The following is a 26248-nucleotide window of genomic DNA, read 5'->3' as shown; positions in this document are numbered from 1 at the left end:
TCCGGGACGGGCATCGGGTCCGGGACGGGCATCGGGTCCGGGACGGGCATCGGGTCCGGGACGGGCATCGGGTCCGGGACGGGCATCGGGTCCGGCAGGGTGGGAAGGCTCATCGGCTGACCCGGTGGATCGTCGGCACGGCCAGCAGCGGTCGCACCTTGCCGGCGAACATGCGCACCGTGCTCTGCTGCAGCGCCAGGGACGCGGTGCCGCTGAACGACGGCCGCAGGTTCACCCGCCGGATGCCGAGTTCGTCGCGTAGCAACGCCACCTGGCGGGCGACCGTCGCGGGTCCGCCGATGATCGCGGTGTCGTTCTGGAAGCGGCCCGGGTCCAGGTCGCTGGTGCCGACCGTCTGGTGGCCGTGCTCGTCGCCGCCGAGCGCGGCGAGTCGGCGGGTGAGCCGCACGACGATCGGGGTGGCCCGCTCCGCGGCGGCCCCGTCCGACTCGGCGACCAGGCAGAACCGCTCCACCCGGACGTCGGCGGCCTGCCCGCCGTGGGAGGTGTAGAGACGCACGCTCGCCGCGACCGACGCGGTCGTGGCCACGGCGGACAGCAGCAGCGCGTACCCGCGGCTCGCCGCCCACACGACGGATTCGTCCGTGCGCGCGGCGACCTCGATCGGGGGATGGGGATGCTGGGCCGGCGTCGGGCCCACCCGGTAGTGCGCGCCGCCCACCGTGCGGGTGCGGCCCCGCCAATAGCCGACGATCGTGTCGAGGGCCTCGGGCAGGTCGTCGGCGTCCGGTGCGTCCGGCGTGGCGTCGCCGTCGCCGCGGTAGGCCTGGGCGTAGGTGGCCAGCGGCCAGCCGACGCCGAGGATGACCCGGCCGCCGGAGAGCCGGTCGAGGGTCGCGAGGTCGGCGGCGAGCCGGATCGGGTCGTGCAGGGGTAGGTGCAGGGCGGTGAACCCGAGGGAGATCGACCGGGTCACCGCCGCCACCGCGGTGGCCAGGGGGATCGGCGCCGGCCGGGCGCTCACCCGCCGGGAGCCGACGGAGTCGAGGTGGCCGTCGGTGAACCACAGGCTGTCGTAGCCGAGGGACTCGGAGATCCGGGCCAGTTCCACCGCGGAGGTGCCAGCGGTACCGTCGAGATCGCCGCGCCCACCGGGCAGGCCGAACTGCATCAGCATCGTCATCACTGCGCCGGAGCGCGGTCCTTTCCGGGTTCGCCGGTCGACTACTTCGAGACCTGCAGGATCTGGTCGAGGTCCGCGTCGGTCACCTGGTAACCGAAGAACTTCTGGTAGAAGGTTCGGGCCTCGGCCCGGATGTCGATGTCCTTGAACAGGTCAGGGTGCAGGGTCCTGGCCACCCACTGGATCTGCAGCGCCTCCTCGGGCCCGAAGCGGTCCCACGGGTAGAGGCCCTGCGGGTTGAGGTAGACCCGGCCGGACTTCACCGCCTTCAGCCCGGACCAGCCCGGGGACCTCTGCAGGTTCTCGATGACCGACTGCGCGGTGTTCGCGGCCAGCCCCTGGTCGCCGCCCGGTGTCTCGACGATCAGTACGTCCGGGTTCCACTGCAGGAGCTGTTCCATGGACACCGTGACGTGGGTGCCCTTGACGCCGCTGGCGGAGTCGGTGCCGCCGGCGAGCTTGATCCAGCCGTCGATGAGCGAGGTGCCGCCGTCCACGACGAGCGGGGGGTAGCTGGCGAGGTGCACGACGCTCGGCTTCTGCGCCGGGGGCAGGCTGGCCAGCCGCGACTGCACCATCGACAGCCTGGCGTTGACGTAGTCGCCGTATTCCTGGGCCTTCGCCGCGGCGGCGCCGCCGTACACCTTGCCGGCGAGCGAAATGGACGGGACGAGTTCCGGGAACGTGTTGAAGTCCATGTCGAGCGCGGGCAGGCCGGCCTTTTTGAACGGCGTCAGGGTGGTGCCGCCACTGATCGTGGACACCACGTCCGGCCTGAGCCTGAGCAGCTCCTCCATGTTCACCTTGCCGCCGTTGCGGAAGAGTTCGGGGCGGCTGTTGATATCCGGAAAGACCTTGCGCAGAAACGGAATCGTCTTCACGTTCTGCGGGATGGCGACCAGCTTGTCGCCGACGCCGAGCATGAGGTCGGTGACCGTGTGGGCCGGGAACTGCTCCGCGATCCGGTCGATCTTCAGCGGGACGGTGACCTTCTCTCCGCTCATGCTGGTCACCACCTGGGTGGTGGGTGCGGCGGCGGTCGCGCCGGACGAGCCCGACGAGCCACAACCGGCGACGACGGCGGCCATCGCCGCGGCGGCGCCCAGGGCGAGCCACCGGCATGAGCCGGCTGACCGGTGCGGGAGCGTTCGCCGCATCACCAGCGTGGAGCGTGCTGTCACGTTCATCCCCCGACCGGGCCGTGTTTCGCGGAGAAACACCAAGTAATGATGGATGCACACGTCGTGTACGTGATGGAGGTAGCCGCGGGCTGCCGGGTGATGCTCCGGTGCATCCGAACTCCGCGAACGCGGCTGGAATGCACCATAGACCCCGCATCTACGTCTGTCACGCAGAGGGCGGCACAGATCTGCGGAAGTGGTCCTGCACCGTTGTTCGGTTGCGAGAGGGCGGTGTCGATGTCGCGCACGTCGCCCGGTGGCGCGGTCGGGAGCGATCCCGCGCGAGAGTGCCGAAGAAATTCTTCCGGCTGTGACGTCAGATGAGACAAAATTTTGGCGTCGACCCGATCGACCGCAGCATGGTGCGCTGCGCGGCAGGGCTGTCACTCTCGTGGCCGGTATCGGGAATGTCGCGAGAAGATGTCGCGTAACACGGGAGTCGTCAGCAGGGGTGCCCGCCGTAACGTGCGGAGCTGGCTGGTCCGCCGCTGCTGCGAGTGATCCCTCTCCGGCCCGGCCAGGACAGGACTGGTCCGGCCGCGCCCGAGGACGCGACCGGACCGTCCCCAGCGGCCCGGTCAGCCGTTGCCGGCGGGCACGATGCCCCAGGCGCCGGCGAAGGACTCCGCGGGGGCCAGGACCCGCAGCCCGTCGCCGCTGTTGAACGCGTTCGCCGGGCAGGTCAGCGGCTCGATGGCGACGCTGCGCCGCCGCTCGTCGGAACCGAGCGTGTCACCGGTGAACACCTGGAGGTACGGCCAGGCCTCGTCCATCCACACCGTCACCGAACTGCCTCCGGGCGCGGCGAGGCGGACCCGGGTCCGGCCGTCCGGATCGGCGGCGAGATCGGTGTAACAGGTGTCCAGGACGAGCGGGCCGATCGGCCGCGCGGCGCGGAAGTCGAACTCGCCGCCGGCGACGGCGGCCGTGCCGGTCGGGATCATCCGCTCGTCGGTGACGAGCCGGGTGGCGGCGGGCACGGTCAGTTCCGCGTCGTCCGCCCGCACCGGGGCACCACCCGCGTCGGCGACCCGCAGGTACGGGTGCGCGCCGAAGCCCACCGGCGCCGGCTGGTCACCCAGGTTCGTCGCCGTGATCGTGACGGTGAGGCCGCCCGAGTCGAGACGGTAGTCGGCGGCGAACCCGAGGGTGAAGGGATAGCCGCTCTGGGCCCGCAGCACGAACGACGCGCGCAGCTCGCCGGGGGCGGACTGCTCGATCTCCCAGGCCGACCAGCGGGTCAGGCCGTGGATGGCGTTGCGCAGCGCGACCTCGTTGAGGGGCAGCTGCTGGGTGGTGCCGCCGAAGGCGTAACGGCCGTCGGCGATGCGGTTCGGCCATGGCAGCAGCAGCTGTCCGCGGCCGCGGCTGGCCATGGCGGTGGCGTCGTAGCCGTCGAGGATCGCCCGGTCGCCCACCCGGTACTCCCGTAGGCCACCGCCGACCTCGGTGATGATGACGCTGCTGTCGTCGTACACGAGCTTCGCCTGCCGCCCGGATGGCGCCAGTGCCGTCACAGGGGACCTCCTCGGGTAGTCCGCGGGACCAGCGGCGCCGGGACCGGCCCGGCGCCCCGGCCCAGTATTCGCGACGACGCCCGCGGGACGGCCCGGGAATCACCCGTGGGGGGCTCCCAGGCGGGCCGCGAGCGACGGGAACAGCGCGAGCGCGTTCTCCCGGGCGATCCGGTGGCGGGCCTGGGCGGTCAGCGCCGGGTCGGCGAGAAACGCGTCGCGGCCGGCGAGCGCGGTCTCGGCGGGTACGGCGTTGTAGTCCGAGCCGTAGAGAATCCGCTCGGTGCCGATCGTCGCCAGCAACGTCGGGGTGCTGTACGGCGACATCGGGGCCGCGGTGTCGACGTGGAAACGACGCAATGCCCTTTCGACGGTCGCCGCGTCGACGCCATAACCGAGGCCGCGGCCCAGAACGAGCCGGGCCGCCTGGTAGGGAAAGTAGCCACCGCCATGAGCCAGAATCCAGCGAATGCGCGGATAGCGGTCCAGCGAGCCGCTCACGACGAGTTGCATCGCCGCGCGGGTGGTGTCGGCGAGGAAATCGGCGGCGAACGACGGGATCGCCACCGCGGTGGCCCCCGGCAGGTTGAACGGATGCACCAGCGCGACCGCGTCGCGGGCGTTCAGCTCGGCCATCATCGGGGCGAGGGTGGGATCGCCGAGATAGGTCTGCCCGTCGTGGGCCATCAGCAGGACGCCGTCGGCGTGCAGCTGGTCGTAGCCGCGACGGATCTCCGCGACGGCGATCTCGGGGGTGGCCCGGGGGATGTTCGCGAGCAGCCCGAAACGGGTCGGCCGGTCCCGGACGAGCTGCGCGAGGCCGTCGTTGGCGAGCCGGGCGAGCTCGACGGCCTGCGCCGGTGTCGGGGCGAACTCGCTCGGGATCGCCGCGGACAGCAGGGCGGTGTCGATGCCGGCGCGATCCATCAGGTCCAAGGTCGCCGCCAGCGACCCGGTGGCGAACGGCGGACCGCCGACCGGTGGCAGCCGTCCGTGCCGGACGAGCCAGGCCCGCACCTCGGCGGGCATCGCGTGGTGATGGACGTCGATGCGCCCGCCCGGCCCGGCTGGCGCCCCGGCCGCGGCGGTCTCCGTCGCGGCGGCGGCGCTCGCCCCCGGCGCCCGTCCCGTCGCCGGCGAGTCCCCCGTCTGCCATGGACAACTGACTGTCCTTTCTCCGCGCGACTCCGTCGGGGCGTCGCGCCGCCGACAGCTCCCTGGCATTCCCTGTCGAAAACCGGCAAAGAATGGTTTCGGGCGCGGCGGTGGGCGCGCGGCCTCATTTCCCGCCGGGCTGGCCGCGTTGTCAGGAAGCAGGAATGCGACGGGTCGGATCCACTGTCGTGATGCGACAGTGCTGACGATAGGCGACAGGTGTCGGCAGATGTGAGAGATGGAGTTCAGGAAACGGCTGTCCGACGTCGGCTCGCCATTTCCGTCATGGGTGGCGGCTTTCGAGATGCTCTGCGACGCCCGTCCGTCTTATGGCATTTGTTCGGCAGTGGCCGGGCCGCGTCCATACCCGGTGATGCTCGCGTGCACGGCGGGCGCCGGGCTATCCGGAACGTGACCGCGACGGACGATCGGGTGAACCTCCGAACCCCGAACCCGAACCGCCGGGCCGGCGGCGGTGCGGGTGGTGTCTGCCCGCCATCGCGGGGATGGTGGTCAGTGTGCGTGACAACCCGGATCAGGATGGTGCGAACCAGCCCGTTGTCGACGAGCGCAGCGTCGGAAGGCGGCGTTCCGATCAGCGAGGGGACGGCGCCGACGGCGCCGAGCCGCGGATCGGGGCGCCGGCCCGGTCGGCGGCGGGGCTGCCCGGGGTCGGGCACGCGATGGCCCAGGCCTGGGAACGGATGGGGCCGCTGCGGTCGGTGCGCACGCTGCGCCTCGTCAACCAGGACCACGGCTTCGACTGCCCCGGCTGCGCCTGGCCGGAGCCGCCGCCGGGGGAGCGCTCCGTCGCCGAGTTCTGCGAGAACGGCGCGAAGGCGGTCGCCGAGGAGGCCACCCGGGCCCGGGTGAGCAGGGAGTTCTTCGCCGAGCACGCGCTGGCCGACCTCGCCGGGCGCTCCGGGCGCTGGCTGGGCAGCCAGGGCCGGCTCGTCGAGCCGATGTACCGGGCCCCCGGCGCCGAGCACTACACCCCGGTCGGCTGGGACGAGGCGTTCCGGATCGTCGCCGCGGAGCTGACCGCGCTCGCCAGCCCGGACGAGGCCGCGTTCTACACCTCCGGCCGCACCAGCAACGAGGCCGCGTTCGTCTACCAGCTGTTCGTCCGCGCGCTCGGCACGAACAACCTGCCGGACTGCTCGAACATGTGCCACGAGTCGTCCGGTACGGCGCTGACGGCGACGATCGGGATCGGCAAGGGTTCGGTGACCCTCGCCGACCTGGAGGCCGCCGACCTGGTCCTCGTCGTGGGGCAGAACCCCGGCACGAACCATCCGCGGATGCTCAGCTCGCTGGAGCGGGTCAAGCGCGCCGGCGGCAGCATCGTCGCGGTGAACCCGCTGCCGGAGGCTGCCCTGCTGCGGTTCCGCAACCCGCAGAACGCCCGCGGCCTCGTCGGGCGCGGCACCCCGCTCGCCGACCAGTTCCTGCAGATCCGTCTCGGTGGTGACCTCGCGCTGTTCCGCGGGCTGGCCCGCCGGCTGCTCGACGCGGAGGACGCGGCCCCCGGCACCGTCCTCGACCACGCCTTCATCGACGCGCACACCACCGGCTTCGACGCGTTCGCCAAGCACGTGCGGACTTGTCTCAGCGACGAGGAGATCTCCGCCGTCTCCGGTCTGGCGGCGGCGGAGATCGACGAGCTGGCCGGGCGGATGCTCGCCGCCGAGCGGGTCGTCGTGTGCTGGGCGATGGGCCTGACCCAGCACGCGGGCGCCGTCGCGACGATCCAGGAGGTCGTCAACGTCCTGCTGATGCGCGGCAACATCGGCCGGCCGGGCGCCGGGGTGTGCCCGGTGCGCGGGCACTCGAACGTCCAGGGGGACCGGACGATGGGGATCTGGGAGCGGCCGACCACGGCGTTCCTGGACGCCCTCGGCGCCGAGTTCGGCTTCGATCCGCCGCGCCGGGGAGGCCATGACGTCGTCGACACGATCCGGGCGATGCGCGACGGGCGGGTGAAGGTCTTCGTCGGGATGGGCGGGAACTTCGTCGCCGCGAGCCCCGACTCGGCGGTGACCGAGGCGGCGATGCGCGCCTGCACGCTGACCGTGCAGGTGTCGACGACCCTCAACCGGTCGCACGCGGTGACCGGCGAGGCGGCGCTGATCCTGCCGACGCTCGGCCGCACCGAGGTCGACGACCAGGCCGGTGGGCCGCAGCAGGTCACCGTCGAGGACTCGATGGGCATGGTGCACGCCTCCCGCGGGACGCTGGCGCCGGCCGGGGCGGCACTGCGCTCCGAGGTGGCGATCGTCTGCGGCATCGCCGCGGCGACCCTGGGGGCAGCGGCACCCGGGGGTGCCGACAGCGCGCTGGCGCGGGTGGACTGGGCCGGGCTCGCCGCCGACTACCGGCGCATCCGCGGGCACATCTCCCGGGTCGTGCCCGGTTTCGGCGACTTCGAGGCCCGCCTCGCCGAGCCGGGCGGGTTCCAGCTCCCGCATCCGCCGCGCGACACCCGCACCTTCCCGACGGCCAGCGGCCGGGCGGCGTTCACGGTGAACGACTGCGACGTCCCGCGGGTGCCGCCGGGCCACCTGCTGCTACAGACCATGCGCAGCCACGACCAGTACAACACCACGATCTACGGCCTCGACGACCGTTACCGCGGGGTGCGCGGCGGGCGGCGGGTGGTGTTCGTCCACCCCGACGACCTCGCCGAGCGGGCCATCGCCGACGGGACGCACGTCGACCTGGTCAGTGTGTGGACGGACGGGACGACCCGGCGGGCGCAGAGCTTCCGCGCGGTGGCGTTCCCGACCGCCCGCGGCTGCGCCGCCGCCTACTTTCCGGAGACGAACGTGCTCGTCCCGCTGGACTCGACGGCGGTGGGCAGCAACACGCCGACGTCGAAGTCGCTGGTCGTCCGGCTGGAGCCGGCGGCACCGGGGCCGCCCGCCGGGAACGGCTGATGGGTCGGGCCAGCGCCCGGCGCCCGGTCACCCGGGTGCGCGCCGGGGTGGTGACGGCGGTGCGTCCTGACACGGTGGCGGGGGAGGAGCCGCTGGAGATCCGCGTCGGCGGGCGTCCGCTGGCGGTGACGATGCGTACTCCGGGCCACGACATGGATCTCGCGATGGGTTTCCTGCTCGGTGAGGGCCTGATCGCCTCCGGCGCGGACGTGGCGGCGATGCGCTACTGCGTGGGCCGCGACGGCGCGCTCGACGACGACGGCCGCCTCACCTACAACGTGCTCGACGTGACGCTCGCCGCCGGCGTCCCGGCGCCCACGGCGCAGGACGCCCGCGCCTTCTACACGACCAGTTCGTGCGGACTGTGCGGGAAGGCGAGTATCGACGCGGTGCGGCTGCGCAGCCGATTCCGGGTCGACGACGATCCGCTGCGGGTCGCGCCCGCCGTGGTGTGCGCGCTGCCCGAGAGCCTGCGGGCGGCCCAGCGGTTGTTCGCCACCACCGGCGGGCTGCACGCGGCGGCGCTCGCCGGCCCGGACGGCGAGCTGGGGGCGGTGCGGGAGGACGTCGGCCGGCACAACGCCGTCGACAAGGTGATCGGCGCGGCGGCGCGGGCCGCTCGGCTGCCGCTGGCCGGGCGGATTCTCGTGGTCAGCGGCCGGGCGTCGTTCGAACTCGTGCAGAAGGCACTGATGGCCGGGATACCGATGCTCGCCGCGGTGTCCGCGCCGTCGACCCTCGCGGTCGACCTCGCGCAGGAGGCGGGGATGACGCTCGCCGGCTTCGTCCGTGGCGACACGTTGAACCTCTACGCCGGCGCCCACCGGGTCACCGCGCTTCCCGGCGCCGGCGGCTGACCCGGGCGCGCCGGGCCGTCCGGGTCGGTGGGTGCGGTGCCGACCGAGCCTGTCCGGGCGAGTCCGGATGGCCTGGTGCGTATCGACGTTCGACGGATGGTGTGGGCCGCGCCACGGATGTCCACTTGGTTTCGGGCGTGCGACGGTTGTGTGTTGTCCACGCCAGGGTGACCCGAACGGCGAGGGGTCCCGAACGGCGAGGCGTTGGAGGACGCGATGACGCAGGCTCTGGTGGTGCACGGGACCGGATTCGGGGGAGCGGCGGATCTGGCGGTGATGATCGGCGCGGAGCTGAGTTCGCGCGGGCTGGAGACCGAGGTGTTGCCCGCGGGCCGGGTGGCCGGACTGGCCGGGTACGACACGGTGATCATCGCCGCGGCGCTGCGGGCCGGCCGGTGGGCGCGTGACGCGCGCCGGCTGGTGCAGCGGCGGCGGGAGACGTTGCGCCGACTGCCGGTGTGGCTGGTCGCCGGCGAACCGGGCCTCGACGCCGCCGCGCTCGCCCACCCCCTGATGCCCGCCGCGCAGCTCGCCGAGCTCGCCGAGCTGGTGGGCGCCCGCGCCGCGGTCACCTTCGAGGGTGGCCCGGCGCCGCTGGCGGGCCGGCGTCGGCCGGCGCATCTCCCGCCGTTCGTCGACGCCGTTGTCGCCGCCGCTCCGCCGCGGGTCCTGCGGGCCGTGCCGGCCTGGGGTTCCGGCGCCGCCGCGGCCGGCGGGGATCGGTCCGCGGGCCGGCTGCGCCTGGTCGCACCCGAGCCCGGCGGCGACACGGCGGCGAGCACCTCCCCGCGTCGGGGCCCGGCCCAGGTCACCGGGTGAGGCGCCCGCGGCTATAGTCGATCACCCCGGAGGGTGGCCTGGCGGGAGGGCGGTCGTGGAGCTGCGTCCGGTGCTCGTGGCTGGCGAGGTCGCTGTGCGGCCGGGGGTGGACGACGACGTCGCGCGGCTGCGGGCGATCCTGGCCGAGCCGTCGGTGGTCCGCTGGTGGGGGCAGCCACCGCCGGTGGCCGAGATCCGCGGCGACCTGCTCGGTGACACGGGAACGGTGCTGCTGGTGGTGACGGTCGCCGGCGAGGTGGCCGGCGGCATCCAGTACAGCGAGGAGAACGACCCGCGCTACCGGCACGCCGGCATCGACGTCTTCCTCGGCGGCCGGTTCCAGGACCGCGGAGTCGGCACCACCGCGATCCTGCTGTTGGCCCGCTTTCTCGTCGGCCCGCGCGGGCACCACCGGCTCACCATCGACCCCGCCGCCGACAACTGCCGGGCGATCCGCTGCTACGAGAAGGTGGGCTTTCGCCGCGTCGGAGTCCTGCGGCAGTACGAGATCGGCCCCGCCGGCACGCCGCACGACGGGCTGCTCATGGACCTGCTGCGCGACGAGCTACCGATCACGCCCGGCCCGGCGGTGGGGTAGGCGGCCTCAGTCCCGCCGGCGTTCCCGCGGACCGTGGTGGGCATGCCCGCGGCCGGAGTCGCGGTGGTGCCGGTGATGGCCGCGCTTCACCGCTCCGACGCCGAAGAACAGCGCCGGCCACAGCGTCCAGACACTGAAGCCGCTGATCACGACGGCGAGCGCGACCAGCAGCGTGAGGCCGATCGCGGTGCGCAGCGCCGCCGGGTCGATGGCGCGCAGGCGTTCGGGCACGGTGGCACGCGGCGCCGGCGGCGCCGGCCGCGGCTGCAGGTCCGCGGTGAGCGGGGCGAGCTCGTCGACCGTGCGGGTCGCGTAGGCGCGGGCGAGGCGATCCTCGGCCTCCGCAAGCGTGAGCTGGCCGTCGCCGGCCGCCCAGGCCACCCAGTCGGCGGCCCGGGTGCGGTCCGCGTCGCTCGCCCGCAACCCGCCGAGCGCCGCGCCGCCCGGGTCCGTGGGCTCTCCGGTGTTCGCCTTGGCCATGTCGTGGCCCGCCGGTTCATCCGTCATCGCCGCTCCCGCGCTGGAGGCCGTCACACCAACAGTCCCTCCACGTTATGCCGGATGGCCGGGCGGTGAACCGTCGACGGACGCATCGGCGACCGGCTCGCGCCAGCCGAAGCGGGAGAATGCCACACCCGCGTGGTACAGCCGGACGATCTCCCTGGTGTACGGCAGGGTGCGGGCCGGCAGGTCGTCGGGGGAACACCAGGTCAGCGCCGAGCAGCGGTCGGGCTCGCGGATGCTCGGCTCGCCGTGCCAGCGGGTGAGCGCGAAGCCGAACCCGATCCGCGCCGGGCGGCCCGGCGGCAGGGCGTGGGTGACCCCGACGAACGTGACGTCGTCGTCGTCCACGGCGATGCCGAGCTCCTCGTCGAGCTCGCGGACGGCCGCGGCGACGACGTCCTCGCCGGCCTCCAGCCGTCCGCTGGGCAGCGCCCACCAGCCGCTGCCGTAGACCTCGCCCGCCCGCATCGTCAACAGGAGCTGGTCGTGTCGCAGGACCAGCATCAACACGTCGACCAGCGTCCTGTGCTCCGCGCTCATGCTGGCCATCCTCCGGCATAGCGCCGACGCCGGGCTGTTGCGGTCGTCACGGTCATCGCGAAAATGTTAACGACCCGCTCCGGAAATGCTCTAATAATCAGCTTCCTCGCGCCGGCCGGCGTGCGGCGGATCGGCGGATGGCCCCCGGATGAATGCACCGGTAATCCGAAGTGAACGGCACTCCAGAGTATGTGAGCGCGGCAACAGGTGTTTGGTTCTCGGAAAAGGCTTGGTACTGTTTCTCGGGCGCCGCGGGCTTTCGGTGCCTTCAGTGGAAAGCCACCCATTTGCCGGACTACTCGTCGGTGCTGCCCATATACCGTCACCGTTCGCCCAGGGGAAGATGTGTTCTCTCGAGGTCGCGTGTCCGTGCGAGGTCGTGTGCCTGTCCCGCGCGGGCGCCGTGCGTCGTGGGGCGGGGCAGCCGCCGCCGCGGTGGTGCTCAGCGTCGCGGTGCTCAGCGCGTCGCTCGCCGGCTGCTCGTCCGCCGACCAGGTGTCGGCCGCGCCCTGCGGAACGCCGGGCGTCACGGACCACCAGATCGACCTCGGCGTGCTGATCCCCGCCTCCGGACCGGCGTCGAGCCAGTCCGAGGCGGCCCGGGCCGGCATCGACGCCCGCCTGGGCGCGGCGAACGCGGCCGGGGGCGTCCACGGCCGGCGCGTCACCTACCAGTGGCGGGACGACCAGGGCTCCGCCGAGGTCAACGGCATCGCCGCCCGCGACCTGGTCGAACAGCGGCAGGTCTTCGGCCTGATCGAACCGACGGTGGCGGCCGGCGGCAGCGTCGCCTACGTGACCCAGCGGGCCATCCCGGTCACCGGCACGGCGCTGGACCAGGCCTGGTCCAGCGCGCCCACCATGTTCGCCGCCACCGCGGTCGCCGGCGAGGCCGTGGACATGCCGGGCCGGTTCGTGCTCGGCGAGGGCGGGCACCGCGCGGTGATCATCACGACGGCGCTCTCGTCGGCGACCTCGACCACCGCCGACTACTACGCCCGCAGCCTCACCGCGGCCGGGGTGACGACGGCGGCCACCTTCACCTTCGCCTCCGGCGCGGACGATCCGACGGAGCTCGCCCGGCGCATCGCCGCCACCCATGCCGACACCGTCATCGGCGTGCTCGACCCCCGCGACCTCATCGCCATCGTCAGTGCGCTGCGCGATGGCAACCACCAGCCCAAGGTCGTGCTGTCCGCCACCGGCTACAACCACACGCTGCTCGCGACGTACGGCACCCGGATGGCGGGGATCAGCATCCCGGTCTACTACCGGCCGTTCGAGCTCGGTGGACCGGGCGTCGACGCCTACGTCGCCGCGATGCGCCGGTTCGCCCCGCAGATCACCCAGCCCGAGCAGGACATCGCCGTGGCGTCGTACATCAGCACCGACATCTTCCTGCGCGGCCTGGACCTCGCCAGCTCGTGTCCGACCCGCGCGGGGTTCGTCGACGCGCTGCGCGCGGTGAACAGCTATGACGCGAACGGCCTGATCAGCCCGATCAGCTTCCGGCCCGGATCGGCGAGTCCACTCGTGTGCTCGTCCTACGTCCAGGCCAACGCGGCGGGCAACGCCTTCGTCGTGACCGAACCAAATCTCTGCGGCCACCCGCTGAGCGCCTGAACGCGCGGTGTGCCGGCCGCCGATGAGCACGGCGTAATCAGGCGAACAACCTGCGACGTTTCCCGCGTCGGTGGACACCCGGCAGGCCAATGTGCCTTCCGGGCCGCACATCGGGGCACGCAATGGATTGTCCGGCCGAACTTCCGGGCGCGGTCGCCAGCTACGCCGTCGACTATCTTCACCGCACCGCGTGGGGCCCGGTCGCCGTGGAGGCGACGGCGCAGCGGCTGCGTGCGCTGCTCGGCGGCGACCTACCCGCCGCCGGGGTCGAGGAGGCCGTCGCCGGCTGGCTGATCCGCACCCCGTCGCCGGCTGGCTGATCCGCACCCCGTCGCCCACGCCCACGGTGGCTGGGTGTACCTCGACGCGGCGTTCGGACTGTGGGCGGCGGCCAGTCCCCGGCTGCGGGCCACGCGGCGCGACTCGAACGCGCCCTCGACGACGGCTGCCCGTACGCCGACGACGACCCACGCCGCCACCTCGACCTCGTCCTGCCGCTGGTCGAACGCTCCGGCCTGGCCGGTCGGGTCACCGTGGGCCACCTGACGGCGAGGCCCCGCCGATCCTCGCCCGGCTCGGCTGACGACCCAGGAGCCGAGGGTCTGTCCGTCCACCGCCAGGCGTCAGGAGGGCGAGGGCGGGGAGCCCTGCCGTCGATCTCGGCCCTGGTGGGCCGGCAGGCGTTGCCCCGCGATGCCCCAGCCACCGCCCGGCCAGGCGGGTCCGGCGAACCCGCCGCCCGACCAGGCGCCACCGGGGCCGGGCACGAGGCCGGCCGCGGGCCCGGCGCCACCGCCGGCCGACGCGGCGGCCCGTCCGCCGGAACCGGTCGGCGCGCCGGCACGCGACGGCGCCGCTGGCGTGGGCATGGGGTCGTCGAGAGTGCGGTGCCGTGCCGTGCCGTGCAGGACGGCGTCGCAGCCGACGGCGAGCCCGCCCGCCATGGCCAGGGTCCGGGCGCTCAGCCGGCCGTCGACCCGCCACCCGCCGGCGCCGGGCCGGAACCGCAGCACCAGTCTGGCGTCGCGCACCGGGGTCGGCATCGCCCCGAGGAAGGGGGCGGGGACGTTGACGGTGACCCCGAGACTGGCCTCGTCACCGCCGTCGAGGCGAAGATCGAGCGTCGCGCCGGCCAGGACCAGGCGGCGCCGCGCCGCCCGGGCATCGGCCGGGACCGGCGGTCGCGGCAGCCACACCACCTCGCCGACCGCGCCCGTGCCGAGCGGGACACCGGCCTCGACGTCGACCCGGTGCGGATCGAGATGGCCCGCGGGGGCCGCGAGCGTGATCTCGACGGGTTCCGCGCTGCCGGGCGCCGCGTCGACGACGGCGAGCTCGGCCGGCAGCGGCCCGAAGGCGGTGGCCCCGATCGTGCCGGTCAGCACGACCTGGAAGACGAGCGGCACGGGCACTCCGGCGAAAAGGCTCACGCCGAGCAGATCCGGCTGCGACCGCGGGTCCGCGAGGCCCACCGTGACAGGGAGCGACACCGGTTGCCCGGCCCCTCGGCTGTCATAGCGGCCCTGGAACCGCCACCCCGCGCCCGGCTCGATCAGCCCCCGCACGGACACGCCGACACCCGGTCCGAGGGTCCGCTCGGCCCGCACCAGCCAACCCTCGCCGCGCGACTCGTACCTGCCGGGCAGCGGAAACACCGCCCGGGCACCATGGCCCGGCGCCGGCGCGAACAACAACCGCCCGTCCGGATACAGCGTCCAGGCGGCACGGGCGAACCGGCGGGCCACCACCGGCGCCGACGGCGCCGAGCAGACCGCACTGCCCTCGATCGGACCGACGCCGGCCGTGGCCACACCGACGCCGGCGAGGTGGCGGACGAGATGCCGGGCCCGGTCGGCGCGCGGGGGGTGGGCCGGCGCGGGCAGCGGCCCGGCGGCCCCGCGCCGCAGGCCGCCTGTGAGCAGCTGGGCGGCGGTGCCGAGGTGGGACAGCCGCGGCAGTGTCATCGGCACCCCCGTAACCGTTGACCAGAGTTGGCCCCAGTCTGCGGCCTGCGCGCCCGCGCTGCTGCCGATTTCCGCAACGCGGTGGAACATCCCGTGGGACGGGCCGGATCCCCGGATGATTCACTCGTCAACGAGTCTGGGTGTGTCGGGGGGCCGCCAGAGCACCTCCCGTCGCGCCGTCGGTGGCGAACGGGGGAAGTCATGGACGAGCGGAGGTCCGCGCGGCCCGCGCAGGTGCCACACCGAGCCGCCGGGTCGGGCCGGGGCGGCGCGCGCGGCGCGGGCCGCTGGCCACCTGGCACGCTGTTCGCGCTGTTGGACGCGCCCACCCGGGCCGCGATGCTGACGCTCGGCCGGGCCGAGGAGTTCGAGACCGGTCGGGACCTGGTGCGCCAGGGTGAGCGGGGCGACCGGGTCTACGTGCTGCTGTCCGGGACGGCGAAGGTGACGGCCGTCGGCGCGGACGGCGAGGTGGCGCTGCTGGCCCTGCGGGTGGGTGGCGACCTCGTCGGGGAGATGGCGGTGCTGGGCGGGCGGGCGCGCTCGGCCACGGTCAGCACCGTCTCGCCGGTGCTCACCCAGATCGTCGACGCCGGCGACTTCCGCCGGTTCCTCGTGCGGCACCCGGCGGCCAACCACGCCCTGCAGTCCATGCTGGCGGGCCGGCTGCAGGGGATGATCGACGATCGCGTCGCGCTGACCGGCAGTACCTACGCGCGGCTGTGCCGGCTGCTCGTCCGCCTCGCGGCGGCGCACGGACGGCCGCATCCCCGCGGGGTCGTGATCGGTGTCCCGCTCAGCCAGCGGGATCTCGCCGCACTGATCGCCGCGGCGGAGGTCTCGGTGCAGCGGGGGATCAGCCGGCTGCGCGCCGCGGGCATCCTCGCCGAGTCCTCGACGGGCGGCCTGGTGATCGTCGATGCGGCCGGTCTGCGCCGCGCCGTCACCATGGCCGACTGACCGTCGCCCACCGGCCCGTCCGCGCCGCGGCACAGGTCGGCGTCACGGCGGCCATCGAATGATGGGTCGGCGCGGACCGGGCCGGGAGAAGGTGGCCTCGCCTCGGCGGGTGGCCGGGCGCGGTGCGGAGGTGGCGGCGGTGACGGGCTCGCGGTGACGGGGTTGACGGGGTTGACGGGGTTGCGCGTGGGGCCGGCGATCCGCCGGCTCGCGGTGGCGGTGCGGGCCTGCGGGGGGCGGCCCGAACCGGCGGGCGAGTCGACCGGCCTCGCCCTGGCCCTCGTCGAGGCGGCGCTGCGCGCCGGTGAGCTGACCTCGCTGCACCTCACCCGGCAGGTCGAGGTGGACGGGACCGTCCTGCTGTTCGCCGTCGGCGTCGACGAACCCGGGCTGATCGGCCGCCTGGTGGGCTTCCTGCGGACCGCTACCAGGCGGCTCAACGCCCGCCGGCCGGCCGACCGGGCCGTCAGGATCCGCGTCGCCGGCGACGAGGGGCTCGCGATGCTCGTCGCCGGCCGCTTCGTCGGCGAGGTCGTCGAGACGGCCAGGCTGCTGTGCGCGGGAACCCTGGACCGCCCGGCCACGGGCGAGCGGGCGGCGGCGCCGGACGTCGAGGTGCTCCTGACCCCACGGGTACGTCGTGACCTGGGTGACCACGACCGGTGGCGGGCCCGGGCCGGCGGGGAGCACGGTCAGTACGGCGAGGACAGCTTCGCCCCGGTCCGCGTGCGCCTGGCCGACGGGCGGATCGTTGACGCCTGGTCCTGGCGGGCGGTCAGGACCAGGCCCCGGTGAGCTGGAAGGCGCCCCACATCTGCGGATTGTCCGGCTCTTCGGCCGCGAGTTCGGCGACTGCCAGGCGCAGCGCCTGCGCCCGGGTGGTGCCGCCGCCCCGCCAGATCGCCAGCATCCGATAGACGATCTCGGTGCCGACGTCCTCGCCGACCCACCACAGGCTCGACGCCAGGCACCGGGCGCCGGCGAGCAGGAAGGCGCGACTGATCGCGAGGACGCCGTCGCCGGTGATCCGGCCGACGCCGGTGCGGCAGGCGAGCAGGATCACCAGCGGGCTGTCCAACGACAGCGTGCGCAGGTCCGCGAGGTCCGCCCGACCGTCGTCCGTCCCTGCCGGCGCGGCGAGAACGAGCGAACCCGCCGCGCCGTTCGCCCAGTCGACGACGCCGTGGGTGCCGAGCACGACGACCTCGGCGGGCAGCGCGGTGCGCAACCGCGCCAGGGTCGCGTCCCGGCCGGCGAACGTGCGGGCGGTGCCGGGGGTGAACAGGCCCGCCAGCGCCGGCCCCGCGGCCTCCACCGTGGGCAGGGCCGGCAACGTCGGCGGCATCGGGATCGGGTTGAGCAGTGCCAGCAGACCGCGCGCGGACACCGGCGGGGCGGGGCTCAGCCCGGCGGCGCGCAGGGTCCCGATCGACGGCAGCACGCACACGGCGAACCGTTCGTGCAGGTACCGGCCCCGGTCGCCGCCGGCATCGGCGGCGGACCGCAGTGCCGCCCAGGGGACGGTCCACAGCGCGCCGTGCGGCACGATCGCGAGCGCCGCGCCGTCCGCCGGCAGCGTGTCGGGCGCGAGCGGCGCGACGAGCTCGTCGTGCAGCGCGGCGAGCAGGTCACGGGCGGGTCGCGGCGGGCGTGGGCCGGCGGCCGCCGGATCGCCGTTCGGATCGAGCGCTGCCAGCAGCTCGCCGGCCAGGGCCTCGGCCCGCCCGCGGGTGATGGTGAGCGGGACCAGGGCGACGGTGCCCGCCGGGGCCACCACCCAGGCCCAGCTGCGCCGCTCGCCGAGCAGGTACTCGACGACGGTGGCGCCGTAGCCGCCGACGGTTGCCCGCAGCTCCGCGGCGGTCAGTGCCTCGACCGGTCCGCCGGCGAGCAGGTCGGCGAGGGTGCGGGCGCGGCCGCGCTCGGCCGCGACCAGCGCGGCGTCCGGCCGGTCGAGGTCGGCGAACAGGTCGGCCAGTTCCTCGAAGACGTCCGCGGACACGTCGAGCAGCTCGATGCGGTCGAGCTCGTCGGCGAGCTGGCGGCGCCAGCCCTCGATGGCGTCGGTGTGGTTCGCGACCACGAGCGCCGCCTGCGCCCGTTCGACCTCGGTGAGGTACGGCACGGCGGCGAGGCGGCGATACGTGGCCAGGCTTTCCCGCAGCGGCCGGATCAGGGCCGCCCAGTCGTCGCCGTGGCGGTGGCAGGCGACGAGGCGGGTCAGGATGTTCGTCTCGTCGATCAGCACGGCGTGGTGGCGCAGCGGGTCGTGCGTCGTGTGGTCCTGCTCGGCGCGGCAGCCGGCCAGTGCCCGGTGCAGCAGCGGCACGGCGGCCGCGTGGTCGTGCGCGAGGACGAGGTCGTAGGCGGTGTCGCGGTCGCGGCGCCAGTCGGGCGGCACCGTGGCGCCGCCGGGCGGATCCGGGCCGCCGGCGGCCGGCAAACCGCCGCCGAACTCGCCGAACTCGCCGAGGCCGCCGCCCGCGCCGGCGCGGGCCCAGGCGCGCTCGAAGGCGCTCGGTCCGAGGTCGTCGAGCGTCGCGGCCCGGGCGGTGCCGGTCAGCGTCGCGTCGTACCCGGCGGGCGTGCCGGCCATGGCGGTGGCCCGCGCGGTGAGCCGGCCGTCGACCCGCCACGCCGCCGTCGGTGTCCCGGCGTCGAGCGGCGTGAAGCGCAGCACCAGGCGGGCGTCGGTCACCGGCGCCGGCATCGCTCCGATGTACGGCGCGGGGACGTTCACGGTCACCCCCAGGCTCGCCTCGTCGCCGCCACGCACCTCGCAGTCGAGCGTCCCCGCGCGCACGGTGATCCGACAGGCGCCGGTGTCCGCGGCGATCAGGCCCGGGGCGCTCGTCAGCCAGAGCACCTCGCCGATCTCGCCCAGGCCGGGCAGGGCGCCGAGGTCCACCGGGACCGGCCCGTCGTCGGCGGCGGGTGGCGCGAGCATGATCTCGACCGGGTCGCGGCCGCCCGGCACCGGGTCGACCACCGTCAGCTCCGCCGGCAACGGGCCGAACGGGGACCCGCCGACCAGGCCGGCCAGCTCCACCTGGAACACCAGCGGCACCGGAACACCGTCGAGCAGGCTCACGCCGATCCGGTCGGGCCGCGACGACGCCTCCACGAGATCGGCCGCGACCGGCATCGACACGGGCCGCCCGGCGCCCCGGCCAGCGTAGTGGCCGTCGAAGCGCCAGCCCCCGGAGGCGGGCCCGATCGAGCCGCGCAGCTCGGCGCCAACTCCCGGGCTGGCGGCCCGCGCGGCCCGCACCTGCCAGCCACCGGCGTCCGGCTCATGCCAGCCGGCCAGCGGGAAGACGTCGCCGCGACCATGACCGCGCGCCGGCGTGAACAGCAGCCGTCCGTCCGGGTGCAGGGCCCACCAGGCGGGGCCGAACCGCCGGGCCACCGACGGCGCGTGCCGGGCGGCCGGCGGCGGGGGCAGGCCAGCCGGCGCCGGCGCCAGGGTGGCGGGCGCGCGGACGCCACCGGCCTCGGCGACGCCGGTGCAGACCAGGTAGCGGATCGGTGGCCGCGGCCTGTCCGCCGAGGCCGGCCCCGCGGACGGCGCGGCGGGCCGCGGCTGGTCGGCCCGGTCCGGGTCCGCTCGGCTCACCTCGGCGCGTAGGCGCCGGTACTCCCGCTCGGTCCGGTAGGCGGCGAAGCCCGCCCGAACCTCCAACGCCCCCATCGGCATCCCCCGTCGCCGTTGATGCGTGCCGTCCGTATTCTCAACACGTCTGGTAGCCAATGGGGGGAAATGGCGAACATGGACGACTGGGCCGATCTGTTCGGTGGCCTTCCGGCGCTGACACCGCTGCCGGTCGACGAGGTGCTCGCGCACCGTCCGTTCCTCGTCTCGGAGCGCACGCTGGGAGACGAGGAGGAGTTCCACGAGCGGGCCGTGGGCGGGGTCACCTTCGGCCGGATCACGCCGTCGATCATGCCGGTGGAGAAGCTGCCGGCGTCGCTGCGACTGCGGGTCGGCTTCGAGGGCGCCCGCCACCTCGCGGTGCCGATCCCGTTCGACCTCGACGAGCTGCCGGGCCGGCTGAGCTACGGCCGGGTGAGCGTGCGGGTCACCCTCGACGCGGTCGACGCGCAGGCGCTGCAGTTCGTCCCGGACCGCGCGACGGTCGAGGTGCCGACGGACGGCGACGAGGCCGAGGCGCCGTGGCGGCGGGAGTTCAGCGGGCTCGCCTCCCAGTTCGGCGAGTACGTGACCGCCCGCGGCGCCCGGCGTGGCCCGCCGTCCGAGCCACGTCCGGTCGTGACGGTGTTCGGCCCGGGCAGCCACGTGTTCGGCTGGACCCTGCAGGGCCAGGAAGGCCGGCCGCTGTGGCATCGCAGCGTCGTCGGCCTCGTGCTGCTCGAACTGCCGGCGGACACCACCGAGCTCGCCGGCGCCCTCACCGCGACGGCCGCCGTCCGCCGTAAGCGGCTCGGCGAGTTCGAGGACACGCCGGCGCCGGTGCGCGACGCGGTCCGGTTCCACGTCGCGCTGCCCCCGCACCGCCCGACGGGCACCTGAGCCGGTACCCGCCGGGCGAGGGCGGCTGTCACGGGTCGAGCTCGGGATTGTCGAACCAGCGGCCGATGTCGTCATCGGGGACCAGGCCGCCCGCGCGAACCCGGCCCGCGCCCGGCGGATCACCGGCGAGACCACCGGGCGCCGCCGCCGGGGCAGGGCCGTCGCCACTGCCGCCGCCAGGCGGATCGCCCTCGGGCTGGTCGTCGTCGCGGGTGTCGTCGGCGGCGCCGTCGGTCCAGAGATAGGCGGGGAAGGGCTCCTCCGCCGCGCGCTCGTGCACGGACACCGCCGTGAAGTCCGCCGGCAGCAACTCGCTGTCCGCCGGCACCACGACGCTGCGATACAGATCCGTGGTGAGCGCGAGGACGATGCCGCGCGCGGGCGCCGCCGCCAACGCCTTCTTGACCGCGGCGGAGTTGAGCAGCCGCATCACCGCGATCACCGCGTCCCCGGCGAGCCCGCCGCTTTCGGAGACGCTCTCGATGGTGCCCTGGCCGAACGCCAGCCGCACCCGCATCGGCGCCGGGAACCCGCCCCGGCGGTTGTGCGTCGCGACCGCGTTGCGCATCGCCCGGACCAGCCCGGCGACGGTGCGGGCCTCGGGGATCGCGGCGGGCAGCACGACCAGGAACGAGTCGCCCTTGTTGCCCTCGACGTGGGCGTCGCCGGGATCGCGCAGGGCCTCGTCGAGGGCGCCGCGCACCACCCGTTCGAAAGCCGCCTGGGCCTCGTCATGCCGATGGCCCGGCAGCGTGCCGAACCCGGCCAGGTCGACGGCGAACAGCACGCGTCGCTGCCGCAGCAGCGCCCCCCGATCCACGCTCATGCGACAGAGGTAACTGACCGGGTCGTATCCGTCAACCTCACCTGAGGACGACGGATCCCCGGCGGCTTCCTACGGTGCGGGGCGCCATCGGACGTCCGCGCCGCCTGGGGAGACCGACATGTCCGCTGTTTCCGTTCCGTCCGTCGGTGCGGACCGGCCGCCCGCCGTGCCGCCGCGAGCCGGTCCGCGCTGGTGGCCGGGTAGTCCGGGCACGGTCGCGCTGGCGGCTGTCGGCGTGGTTGCCGCGTCGTCGTACCTGGCGTTCGGCTGGATGGTGGCGGGCGGGTTCGCGTGGTGGCTGGTGCCGATGGCGCTGGCGTGGGCGACGCTGCGGGTCGGCGTCGACCACGCGATCGGTGCCGGCGCAGGCACGCGGTCGCGACCCAGGGCCGCGCTGGTGCTCGTGCTGCGCCTCGGCCTGGCCGGACTGGTCGCCCTGCTCGTCGGCGAGGCGCTGCTGCTCGCGGCCTGCTCCGCGCGGGTCGACCGGGAGCTGGCTGGCGTGCACCAGGTACGGATCCATGCCGAGCGGCAGCGGCTGCGTGCCGACCAGCTCGCTCCCTTGCGCAGCCAGCGGGATCAGATCGAGCGCCGGATCGAGGTCGATCGGCCGGCGGTGGACGAACTGCGGCGTCAGGTGAGCGCCGAGGCGCCGACCATCACCCCGGCCGATCAGTCCCTGCCGACCGGTGTGGCCTACCACCAGCTCGTCACCGACTACACCACCAGGAACACCGCGCTGCAGGGCGAGGTCGCCGCGCGCCGCGCGACCGATCACGAGATCGCCCGGGTCGCGGCGCTGCCGCTGCCGGCACCGTCGCCGGCGTTCGTCGACACACAGGCCCGCGACGACGACCTCCTGGCCAGACAGGAGGCGCTGCGGCGGGTGATCGACCGGCACCCGTCGGTCGAGGTCTGGAGCTGGCTGCTCGTGGTCGTCGTCCTCGTCGCCGACGTGCTGCCGGTACTGGCCGTGACCAGGCCACGGCCAGCCAGCGCGGCAGCGGACCCGGCGGTGGACGTGCCGGCGGTCGAACAGGTCGAACAGGTCGAACAGGTCGAACAGGTCGAGGAGTCAAACGACTAGCCGACGAATCCGACTTCGTCAACGTCAGGTGAGGTCGCCCGGTCGGCCCAGATCTTCCTACGGTGCGTCGCGTACGGGAGAGGGGAGAGTATGCCGGCGTTGTCCGTTCCGCAGCCGGGGGAGTCGGCGACGCCCCCCGGGCCGTCGCTGTCGCCGTCGGCGCTGTTGCTGTGGTGCGCCGGGGTGGACCGGGCACTGCTGGGCAGCCGCCGGCTGCGGCTGCTCTACGCCGCGTACGGGCTGTTCCTGCTGCTGGTCGCCACATTGGCGGCGACGTCGTTCACGATTCTCGCCTCGGTGGTCCTCGACCGGTTCGAACCGTGGGTGATCCCGTTCGCGTTGCTGTGGGCGTTGTTCGTCTTCGCCGCCGACCGGGTCATCGTGATGGAACCCAAGCACGTGCGGGCCGCGGGGACCCGGCGCTTCTGGCGAGCGCGGCGGTCCCGCGGCATGCCGCTCGCCGCCGCGATGCCCGCGCCCGACACCGCCACGGACCCGGGCCCCACCCCCACCCCGGACCCGGACCCGGACCCGGTCGCGGACCCGTCGGGCCGTCCGCCGTCCCGGCTGGGGACGTCGCTGAAGTACCTGCTGCGGTTCGCCCTGGCGATCCTCGCCGCGATCCTGGTCAGCGAGGCGCTGCTGATGGTCGCCTTCTCACCCGAGATCAACCAGAAGCTCGTCACCACGCACGACAACCGGATCCTCGCCGAGCAGCGACGCCTGCGCGCCGCCGAGCTGCTCCCAGACCAGAGCAAGCGGGACGGGCTGGAGAAAAAGATCAAAAGCGAGCAGCCGGTGGTGGACGGGCTACGGCACGAGGTCGAGGCCAAGGCGCCCACCATCACCCCGGAGCTGCAGTTCCTGCCGCAGGGCAAGGCGTACCACGAGCTCGTCACCGAGTTCAACACGAAGAACGCGGAGCTGCAGGGGGATATCCGCCTGCGGGACGAGACGGACCGGACGATCGCCGAGACCAGCGGGCAGCCGCTGCCACAACCGTCCGAGAAGTTCCTGGCCAACGAGAAGCGCAGCGGCGGATTCCTCGCCCGGGTGCACGCCCTCGACGACGTGATCCACAACGAACCGACCGGCCGGGTGTGGCTGTGGGTGATCCGGGCGACGCTGCTCATCTTCGACCTGCTGCCCCTGATGATCAAAATCCTGGCCTGGCCAACCCCCTACGACCAGGCCGTCGCCCTGCAGGACGCCGCTCTCGGTAGCTGGTACCGGCGGCTGTTCCGGACGCGGAACTACGCGGGCGAACTAGAGGCGGACGTCTGGCGGGCGGCGATGCGGGCGTGGCACACCACCGAACTCGACTACATCGACTTCACCGAACGCAACGGCGTGCGACCCACCGGGCCGCGCCCGCCGTGGCCGGGACCAGGAGGACGGCACGGATGACCGAGTACGAACAGATCGCGCGGCTCAGGGAGGCGGCGCGGGCCCGGCTGACCGAGCTGGACGACACGCCACCCCCGACCGAGCAGTCGGGGCAGTCGCCCGAGCAGTCGCCGGCGGCCCACCGCCAGCTCGAGACCCTGCGCGAGGAGATCAGGACCAGGGCGGCGGACCTCATCGAGGCGGCGGGGCGCCCGGTGGCCATCGCCACCATCGGCGGCTTCTCCAACGGGAAGTCCGCGCTGGTCGGCTGCCTGCTGGGCGCCGCCGACCTGCTCCCGACGAGTGAGAATCCCACAACGGGCAACGTCACCGTGCTCAGGCTGGTGCCGGCCGGCGCCGACGGGCGGACCAGGATCACCACTGCGGTGGTCGAGTTCATGACCGTCGACGACGTCGACGAGTGCCTCGCGTTCATGCTCGGCGAGCTGATCGACCTCATCGAGCGGACCGAGGGAACGGATTCGCCGCTGGCCCCCGGCCGGCTGCGCGACTACCGGCCGCGGACGGACGGCTGGGAGCGCTTCGACGACTGGGCCCGCACCCGGCTGTGGCCGCGCGGCGGGCCCGACACGACCGCCCGGCAGATGGCCGTGGAACTGACCCAGCTGCGGGACGCGCTCGCCGAGGTACCGGCGCAGGTCGTGGGTTCGCACATCACGCCCTGGCCCACGGCGCCGGACGTGATCACGGATGGCCTGACCCTGCCGCCGACCACGGCGGTGCCGGTGAGCTATCCCGAGCGCCGCCGCCGTCCCCGCCCGCAAAGCTGGCCCGCGCAACTCGGTTCCCCGCAGCTGCGCGCGGCCTTTCCGCTGATCCGCCGCATCGTCTGCACCGTCGAGGTGAACCCGGACGCCTGGCCGTTGAACGCGCTGGGTGGACTGCCGATGGAGATCCGCGACTTCCCCGGCCTGGGCGCCGACGGCTCGGGGAACCGCGACCTGCACATCAGCCGGCGTGAGCTGGAGGGCGCGGACGCGATCCTGGCGACGTTGAGCGCCTCGAAACCCGTCACCCGCCCGCTGGCCGTCTACTACGCCCAGCTCCGCCGCCTCGGCTACACCGACGACATGCTGGAACGGGCCACCGTCGTCGCCGCGAACCGCTTCGACCGGGTCGGCGCCCCGGCGGACCCGCCGGCCGACACCCTGGACGAGCTGCGCGAGCAGGCGCCGCTGCTCAACGAGGTCCTCGTTGCCGCCGAGCACCTCACCGCCCGCCGACTCGCCGACGGGCAGGCGCCCGACCGGCTGGTGCTGGTGTCGGCGCTGTCGGCGCTGGCCGCCGTCGGGCGCGCGCCGGCAGGCACCGACCCGCGCTCCGCCGCCGCCGAGGCCGAGCGGTGGGGCCAGGCGGGCACGGCGCTCGCCGACGGTGATGAGCGGCCCGGCCCGGCCCGGGTCGCCGACCTGCTCAGCGAGTACGGCTACGACCGCGGGCTCGGGGAGCTGCGCAGAGTCGTCAACGAGCACGCCCGCGTGCACGGCGTGGCGAACAAGGTCGCGCGGTTGCGTCAGGCCGCCGCCGCGCTCGACCTGGCGGCGCGCCGCCACGCCGAACTCCTCGCCTGGCACCGGGAACGCCAGGAGCCGACCCCGGCGCGCGACGCACGCGACCTCGCGGAGGTGCTCGACGAGCTGCGCACCGGTGTGTCCGGACTGCGCCGGGGCCTCGCCGGGTTCCGCTCGCCGCATCGGCTGGTCGTCGAGCGCGCGGAAGGGCCGGTCGCGTTGCTGCGGGCGATCGAGGCCGACGCCCGCCGAGCCGTCGACGCCTGGCCGGTGTGGGCGACCCTCACCGACGCACTGGACGACCAGCAGCCGTGGGTGCACCCGGTCGGCGAGGACCGGCAGGAGGATCCGGAGGGAATCTTCCCGCTGTTCCCGATCGACGGGCCCGACGACGACCCGGACGACGTCCCGGGTGCGCCGGAAGCGGCCCCGAACCACGGCAGCGTCCTTGTCGCCCAGTTCGAGCGGACCGCCGGTGAGCTGGTCGAGCGCAGCCGGGGCTACCTGCTCGACGTCGTCGGCGACTGGGAGGACGACCAGCGCGAGCTCTTCGTGGTGCCGGGCGCGCGACTGGCCGACGACCGGCTGCGCCCGCTGGCGGGCAGGGTCCTCGGCCCCCGCCGTATGCGGCTGCTCGGGGCGCTGACCGGTGACCTGCAGATGCGGGTGGTGGCGAAGAACCTGCTCGCCAGCGTCGCCCGCGCCGACGGGGACGGCGCCCTGGTCGCGATGGCGGCGGACGCGGCGAGCGCCGCACCGTTCGACGGCGCGCAACCGCTGCCCTGGCACCCGGACGTCGTGCGGATCGACGAGCGGATCGACGCGGGCCGCTCCCAACGCGAACGGCACGTCTTCGCGATCAACCTGATCCGCATCGCGGCCCAGACCAGCCTGACCGAGTACGTGCAGAACGACGTCGTCACGACGCTCGCGCAGGTGGCCCGCACGCTCGACCAGTGGATCGGCCGGCTGGCCGAAGGCGTGCCCACCCCGCGGCAGCTCGCCGAGCTGCTGCACGTCGAAGACGGCGGGCTGTGACGACCGCCGACGTCCGCGCGGCCCGGCGGCCGTCGCGCACCGTGCAACGGAAG

General features: G+C 74.3%; 22 protein-coding genes. 13 read left to right on the top strand and 9 right to left on the bottom strand.

Annotated elements, in window-relative coordinates; genetic code table 11:
• Positions 1-109: 109 nt before the first annotated feature.
• The 4 genes from MXD60_RS03620 to MXD60_RS03605 all read right to left on the bottom strand — a co-directional run bounded on the left by MXD60_RS03620 (position 110) and on the right by MXD60_RS03605 (position 4889).
• Entirely contained in the window at positions 110-1138 is a 1029-nt protein-coding gene (locus tag MXD60_RS03620; protein WP_248817500.1) for an LLM class flavin-dependent oxidoreductase, read from the bottom strand.
• A 47-nt stretch (positions 1139-1185) separates the two neighbouring features.
• Positions 1186-2325, bottom strand: a complete 1140-nt coding sequence (locus tag MXD60_RS03615; RefSeq protein ID WP_248817499.1) for an ABC transporter substrate-binding protein — start codon at positions 2323-2325, stop codon at positions 1186-1188.
• 578 nt (positions 2326-2903) lie between these two features.
• Positions 2904-3842, bottom strand: a complete 939-nt coding sequence (locus MXD60_RS03610) for an aldose 1-epimerase family protein (RefSeq protein WP_248817498.1) — start codon at positions 3840-3842, stop codon at positions 2904-2906.
• Positions 3843-3941: 99 nt separating this feature from the next.
• On the bottom strand, positions 3942-4889 hold the full coding sequence (locus MXD60_RS03605) for an amidohydrolase family protein (RefSeq protein ID WP_518467277.1): 948 nt from the start codon (positions 4887-4889) through the stop codon (positions 3942-3944).
• Positions 4890-5626: 737 nt separating this feature from the next.
• Here MXD60_RS03605 and MXD60_RS03600 point away from each other — a divergent pair.
• From MXD60_RS03600 to MXD60_RS03585, 4 genes are all read left to right on the top strand, one after another.
• Positions 5627-7930, top strand: a complete 2304-nt coding sequence (locus tag MXD60_RS03600) for an FdhF/YdeP family oxidoreductase (protein WP_248817508.1) — start codon at positions 5627-5629, stop codon at positions 7928-7930.
• Complete coding sequence (fdhD, locus tag MXD60_RS03595; RefSeq protein ID WP_248817496.1) at positions 7930-8787, top strand: formate dehydrogenase accessory sulfurtransferase FdhD; 858 nt, start codon at positions 7930-7932, stop codon at positions 8785-8787. Before MXD60_RS03600 ends, fdhD begins: the two co-directional genes overlap by 1 nt.
• Before the next feature lie 216 nt (positions 8788-9003).
• A complete protein-coding gene (locus MXD60_RS03590) occupies positions 9004-9606 on the top strand; it encodes a flavodoxin domain-containing protein (protein WP_248817495.1) in 603 nt (200 codons plus the stop codon).
• Between the two features lie 55 nt (positions 9607-9661).
• Entirely contained in the window at positions 9662-10204 is a 543-nt protein-coding gene (locus MXD60_RS03585) for a GNAT family N-acetyltransferase (protein WP_248817494.1), read from the top strand.
• A 6-nt stretch (positions 10205-10210) separates the two neighbouring features.
• Here MXD60_RS03585 and MXD60_RS03580 read toward each other — a convergent pair whose 3' ends face one another.
• Together MXD60_RS03580 and MXD60_RS03575 are read right to left on the bottom strand one after the other, a co-directional pair.
• Positions 10211-10711, bottom strand: a complete 501-nt coding sequence (locus MXD60_RS03580) for a DUF1707 SHOCT-like domain-containing protein (RefSeq protein ID WP_248817493.1) — start codon at positions 10709-10711, stop codon at positions 10211-10213.
• 45 nt (positions 10712-10756) lie between these two features.
• Positions 10757-11248 (bottom strand): NUDIX domain-containing protein, encoded by a 492-nt coding sequence (locus tag MXD60_RS03575; protein ID WP_248817492.1) that lies wholly within the window; start codon positions 11246-11248, stop codon positions 10757-10759.
• 381 nt (positions 11249-11629) lie between these two features.
• On the opposite strand from MXD60_RS03575, the gene MXD60_RS03570 reads away from it, so the two are divergent.
• From MXD60_RS03570 to MXD60_RS03560, 3 genes are all read left to right on the top strand, one after another.
• The gene (locus MXD60_RS03570; RefSeq protein WP_248817491.1) at positions 11630-12871 is read left to right on the top strand and encodes an ABC transporter substrate-binding protein; all 1242 of its coding nucleotides are present in this window, start codon (positions 11630-11632) and stop codon (positions 12869-12871) included.
• Positions 12872-12993: 122 nt separating this feature from the next.
• On the top strand, positions 12994-13191 hold the full coding sequence (locus tag MXD60_RS03565; protein ID WP_248817490.1) for a hypothetical protein: 198 nt from the start codon (positions 12994-12996) through the stop codon (positions 13189-13191).
• A gap of 34 nt (positions 13192-13225) precedes the next feature.
• Positions 13226-13417, top strand: coding sequence for a hypothetical protein (locus tag MXD60_RS03560; protein WP_248817489.1), 192 nt, complete (start codon positions 13226-13228; stop codon positions 13415-13417).
• A 77-nt stretch (positions 13418-13494) separates the two neighbouring features.
• Here MXD60_RS03560 and MXD60_RS03555 read toward each other — a convergent pair whose 3' ends face one another.
• On the bottom strand, positions 13495-14835 hold the full coding sequence (locus MXD60_RS03555) for a hypothetical protein (protein ID WP_248817488.1): 1341 nt from the start codon (positions 14833-14835) through the stop codon (positions 13495-13497).
• Between the two features lie 201 nt (positions 14836-15036).
• Between MXD60_RS03555 and MXD60_RS03550 the strand changes: the two genes are divergently transcribed.
• Both MXD60_RS03550 and MXD60_RS03545 read left to right on the top strand, forming a co-directional pair.
• Entirely contained in the window at positions 15037-15795 is a 759-nt protein-coding gene (locus tag MXD60_RS03550) for a Crp/Fnr family transcriptional regulator (protein WP_248817487.1), read from the top strand.
• A 171-nt stretch (positions 15796-15966) separates the two neighbouring features.
• Positions 15967-16590 carry a hypothetical protein gene (locus MXD60_RS03545; RefSeq protein WP_248817486.1) on the top strand — a complete coding sequence of 208 codons (624 nt, stop codon included), beginning with the start codon at positions 15967-15969 and terminating at the stop codon, positions 16588-16590.
• Here MXD60_RS03545 and MXD60_RS03540 read toward each other — a convergent pair.
• On the bottom strand, positions 16571-19486 hold the full coding sequence (locus tag MXD60_RS03540; RefSeq protein ID WP_248817485.1) for a CHAT domain-containing protein: 2916 nt from the start codon (positions 19484-19486) through the stop codon (positions 16571-16573). The genes MXD60_RS03545 and MXD60_RS03540 overlap by 20 nt on opposite strands.
• Positions 19487-19564: 78 nt before the next feature.
• Here MXD60_RS03540 and MXD60_RS03535 point away from each other — a divergent pair, with 78 nt between their 5' ends.
• A complete protein-coding gene (locus MXD60_RS03535; RefSeq protein ID WP_248817484.1) occupies positions 19565-20326 on the top strand; it encodes a hypothetical protein in 762 nt (253 codons plus the stop codon).
• Positions 20327-20354: 28 nt separating this feature from the next.
• Here MXD60_RS03535 and MXD60_RS03530 read toward each other — a convergent pair whose 3' ends face one another.
• Complete coding sequence (locus MXD60_RS03530) at positions 20355-21152, bottom strand: hypothetical protein (protein ID WP_248817483.1); 798 nt, start codon at positions 21150-21152, stop codon at positions 20355-20357.
• A gap of 118 nt (positions 21153-21270) precedes the next feature.
• On the opposite strand from MXD60_RS03530, the gene MXD60_RS03525 reads away from it, so the two are divergent.
• The 3 genes from MXD60_RS03525 (at position 21271) to MXD60_RS03515 (ending at position 26195) form a co-directional block, all read left to right on the top strand.
• Positions 21271-22239 carry a DUF4407 domain-containing protein gene (locus tag MXD60_RS03525; protein ID WP_248817482.1) on the top strand — a complete coding sequence of 323 codons (969 nt, stop codon included), beginning with the start codon at positions 21271-21273 and terminating at the stop codon, positions 22237-22239.
• Between the two features lie 99 nt (positions 22240-22338).
• Complete coding sequence (locus MXD60_RS03520) at positions 22339-23646, top strand: DUF4407 domain-containing protein (protein WP_248817481.1); 1308 nt, start codon at positions 22339-22341, stop codon at positions 23644-23646.
• Complete coding sequence (locus MXD60_RS03515; protein ID WP_248817480.1) at positions 23643-26195, top strand: dynamin family protein; 2553 nt, start codon at positions 23643-23645, stop codon at positions 26193-26195. Before MXD60_RS03520 ends, MXD60_RS03515 begins: the two co-directional genes overlap by 4 nt.
• Positions 26196-26248 lie beyond the last annotated feature (53 nt).

This window comes from Frankia sp. AgB32, assembly GCF_023243045.1.
Taxonomy (GTDB): domain Bacteria; phylum Actinomycetota; class Actinomycetes; order Frankiales; family Frankiaceae; genus Frankia.
This window is presented reverse-complemented; position numbering and strand designations above follow the sequence as displayed.

Excerpts from the sequence above, each read along its gene's own strand:
- MXD60_RS03620 (WP_248817500.1), bottom strand. The coding sequence starts at position 1,138 with ATGCTGATGCAGTTCGGCCTGCCCGGTGGGCGCGGCGATCTCGACGGT.
- fdhD (WP_248817496.1), top strand. The coding sequence starts at position 7,930 with ATGGGTCGGGCCAGCGCCCGGCGCCCGGTCACCCGGGTGCGCGCCGGG.
- MXD60_RS03590 (WP_248817495.1), top strand. The coding sequence starts at position 9,004 with ATGACGCAGGCTCTGGTGGTGCACGGGACCGGATTCGGGGGAGCGGCG.
- MXD60_RS03580 (WP_248817493.1), bottom strand. The coding sequence starts at position 10,711 with ATGACGGATGAACCGGCGGGCCACGACATGGCCAAGGCGAACACCGGA.
- MXD60_RS03575 (WP_248817492.1), bottom strand. The coding sequence starts at position 11,248 with ATGAGCGCGGAGCACAGGACGCTGGTCGACGTGTTGATGCTGGTCCTG.
- MXD60_RS03565 (WP_248817490.1), top strand. The coding sequence starts at position 12,994 with ATGGATTGTCCGGCCGAACTTCCGGGCGCGGTCGCCAGCTACGCCGTC.
- MXD60_RS03555 (WP_248817488.1), bottom strand. The coding sequence starts at position 14,835 with ATGACACTGCCGCGGCTGTCCCACCTCGGCACCGCCGCCCAGCTGCTC.
- MXD60_RS03550 (WP_248817487.1), top strand. The coding sequence starts at position 15,037 with ATGGACGAGCGGAGGTCCGCGCGGCCCGCGCAGGTGCCACACCGAGCC.
- MXD60_RS03540 (WP_248817485.1), bottom strand. The coding sequence starts at position 19,486 with ATGGGGGCGTTGGAGGTTCGGGCGGGCTTCGCCGCCTACCGGACCGAG.
- MXD60_RS03535 (WP_248817484.1), top strand. The coding sequence starts at position 19,565 with ATGGACGACTGGGCCGATCTGTTCGGTGGCCTTCCGGCGCTGACACCG.
- MXD60_RS03530 (WP_248817483.1), bottom strand. The coding sequence starts at position 21,152 with ATGAGCGTGGATCGGGGGGCGCTGCTGCGGCAGCGACGCGTGCTGTTC.
- MXD60_RS03525 (WP_248817482.1), top strand. The coding sequence starts at position 21,271 with ATGTCCGCTGTTTCCGTTCCGTCCGTCGGTGCGGACCGGCCGCCCGCC.
- MXD60_RS03515 (WP_248817480.1), top strand. The coding sequence starts at position 23,643 with ATGACCGAGTACGAACAGATCGCGCGGCTCAGGGAGGCGGCGCGGGCC.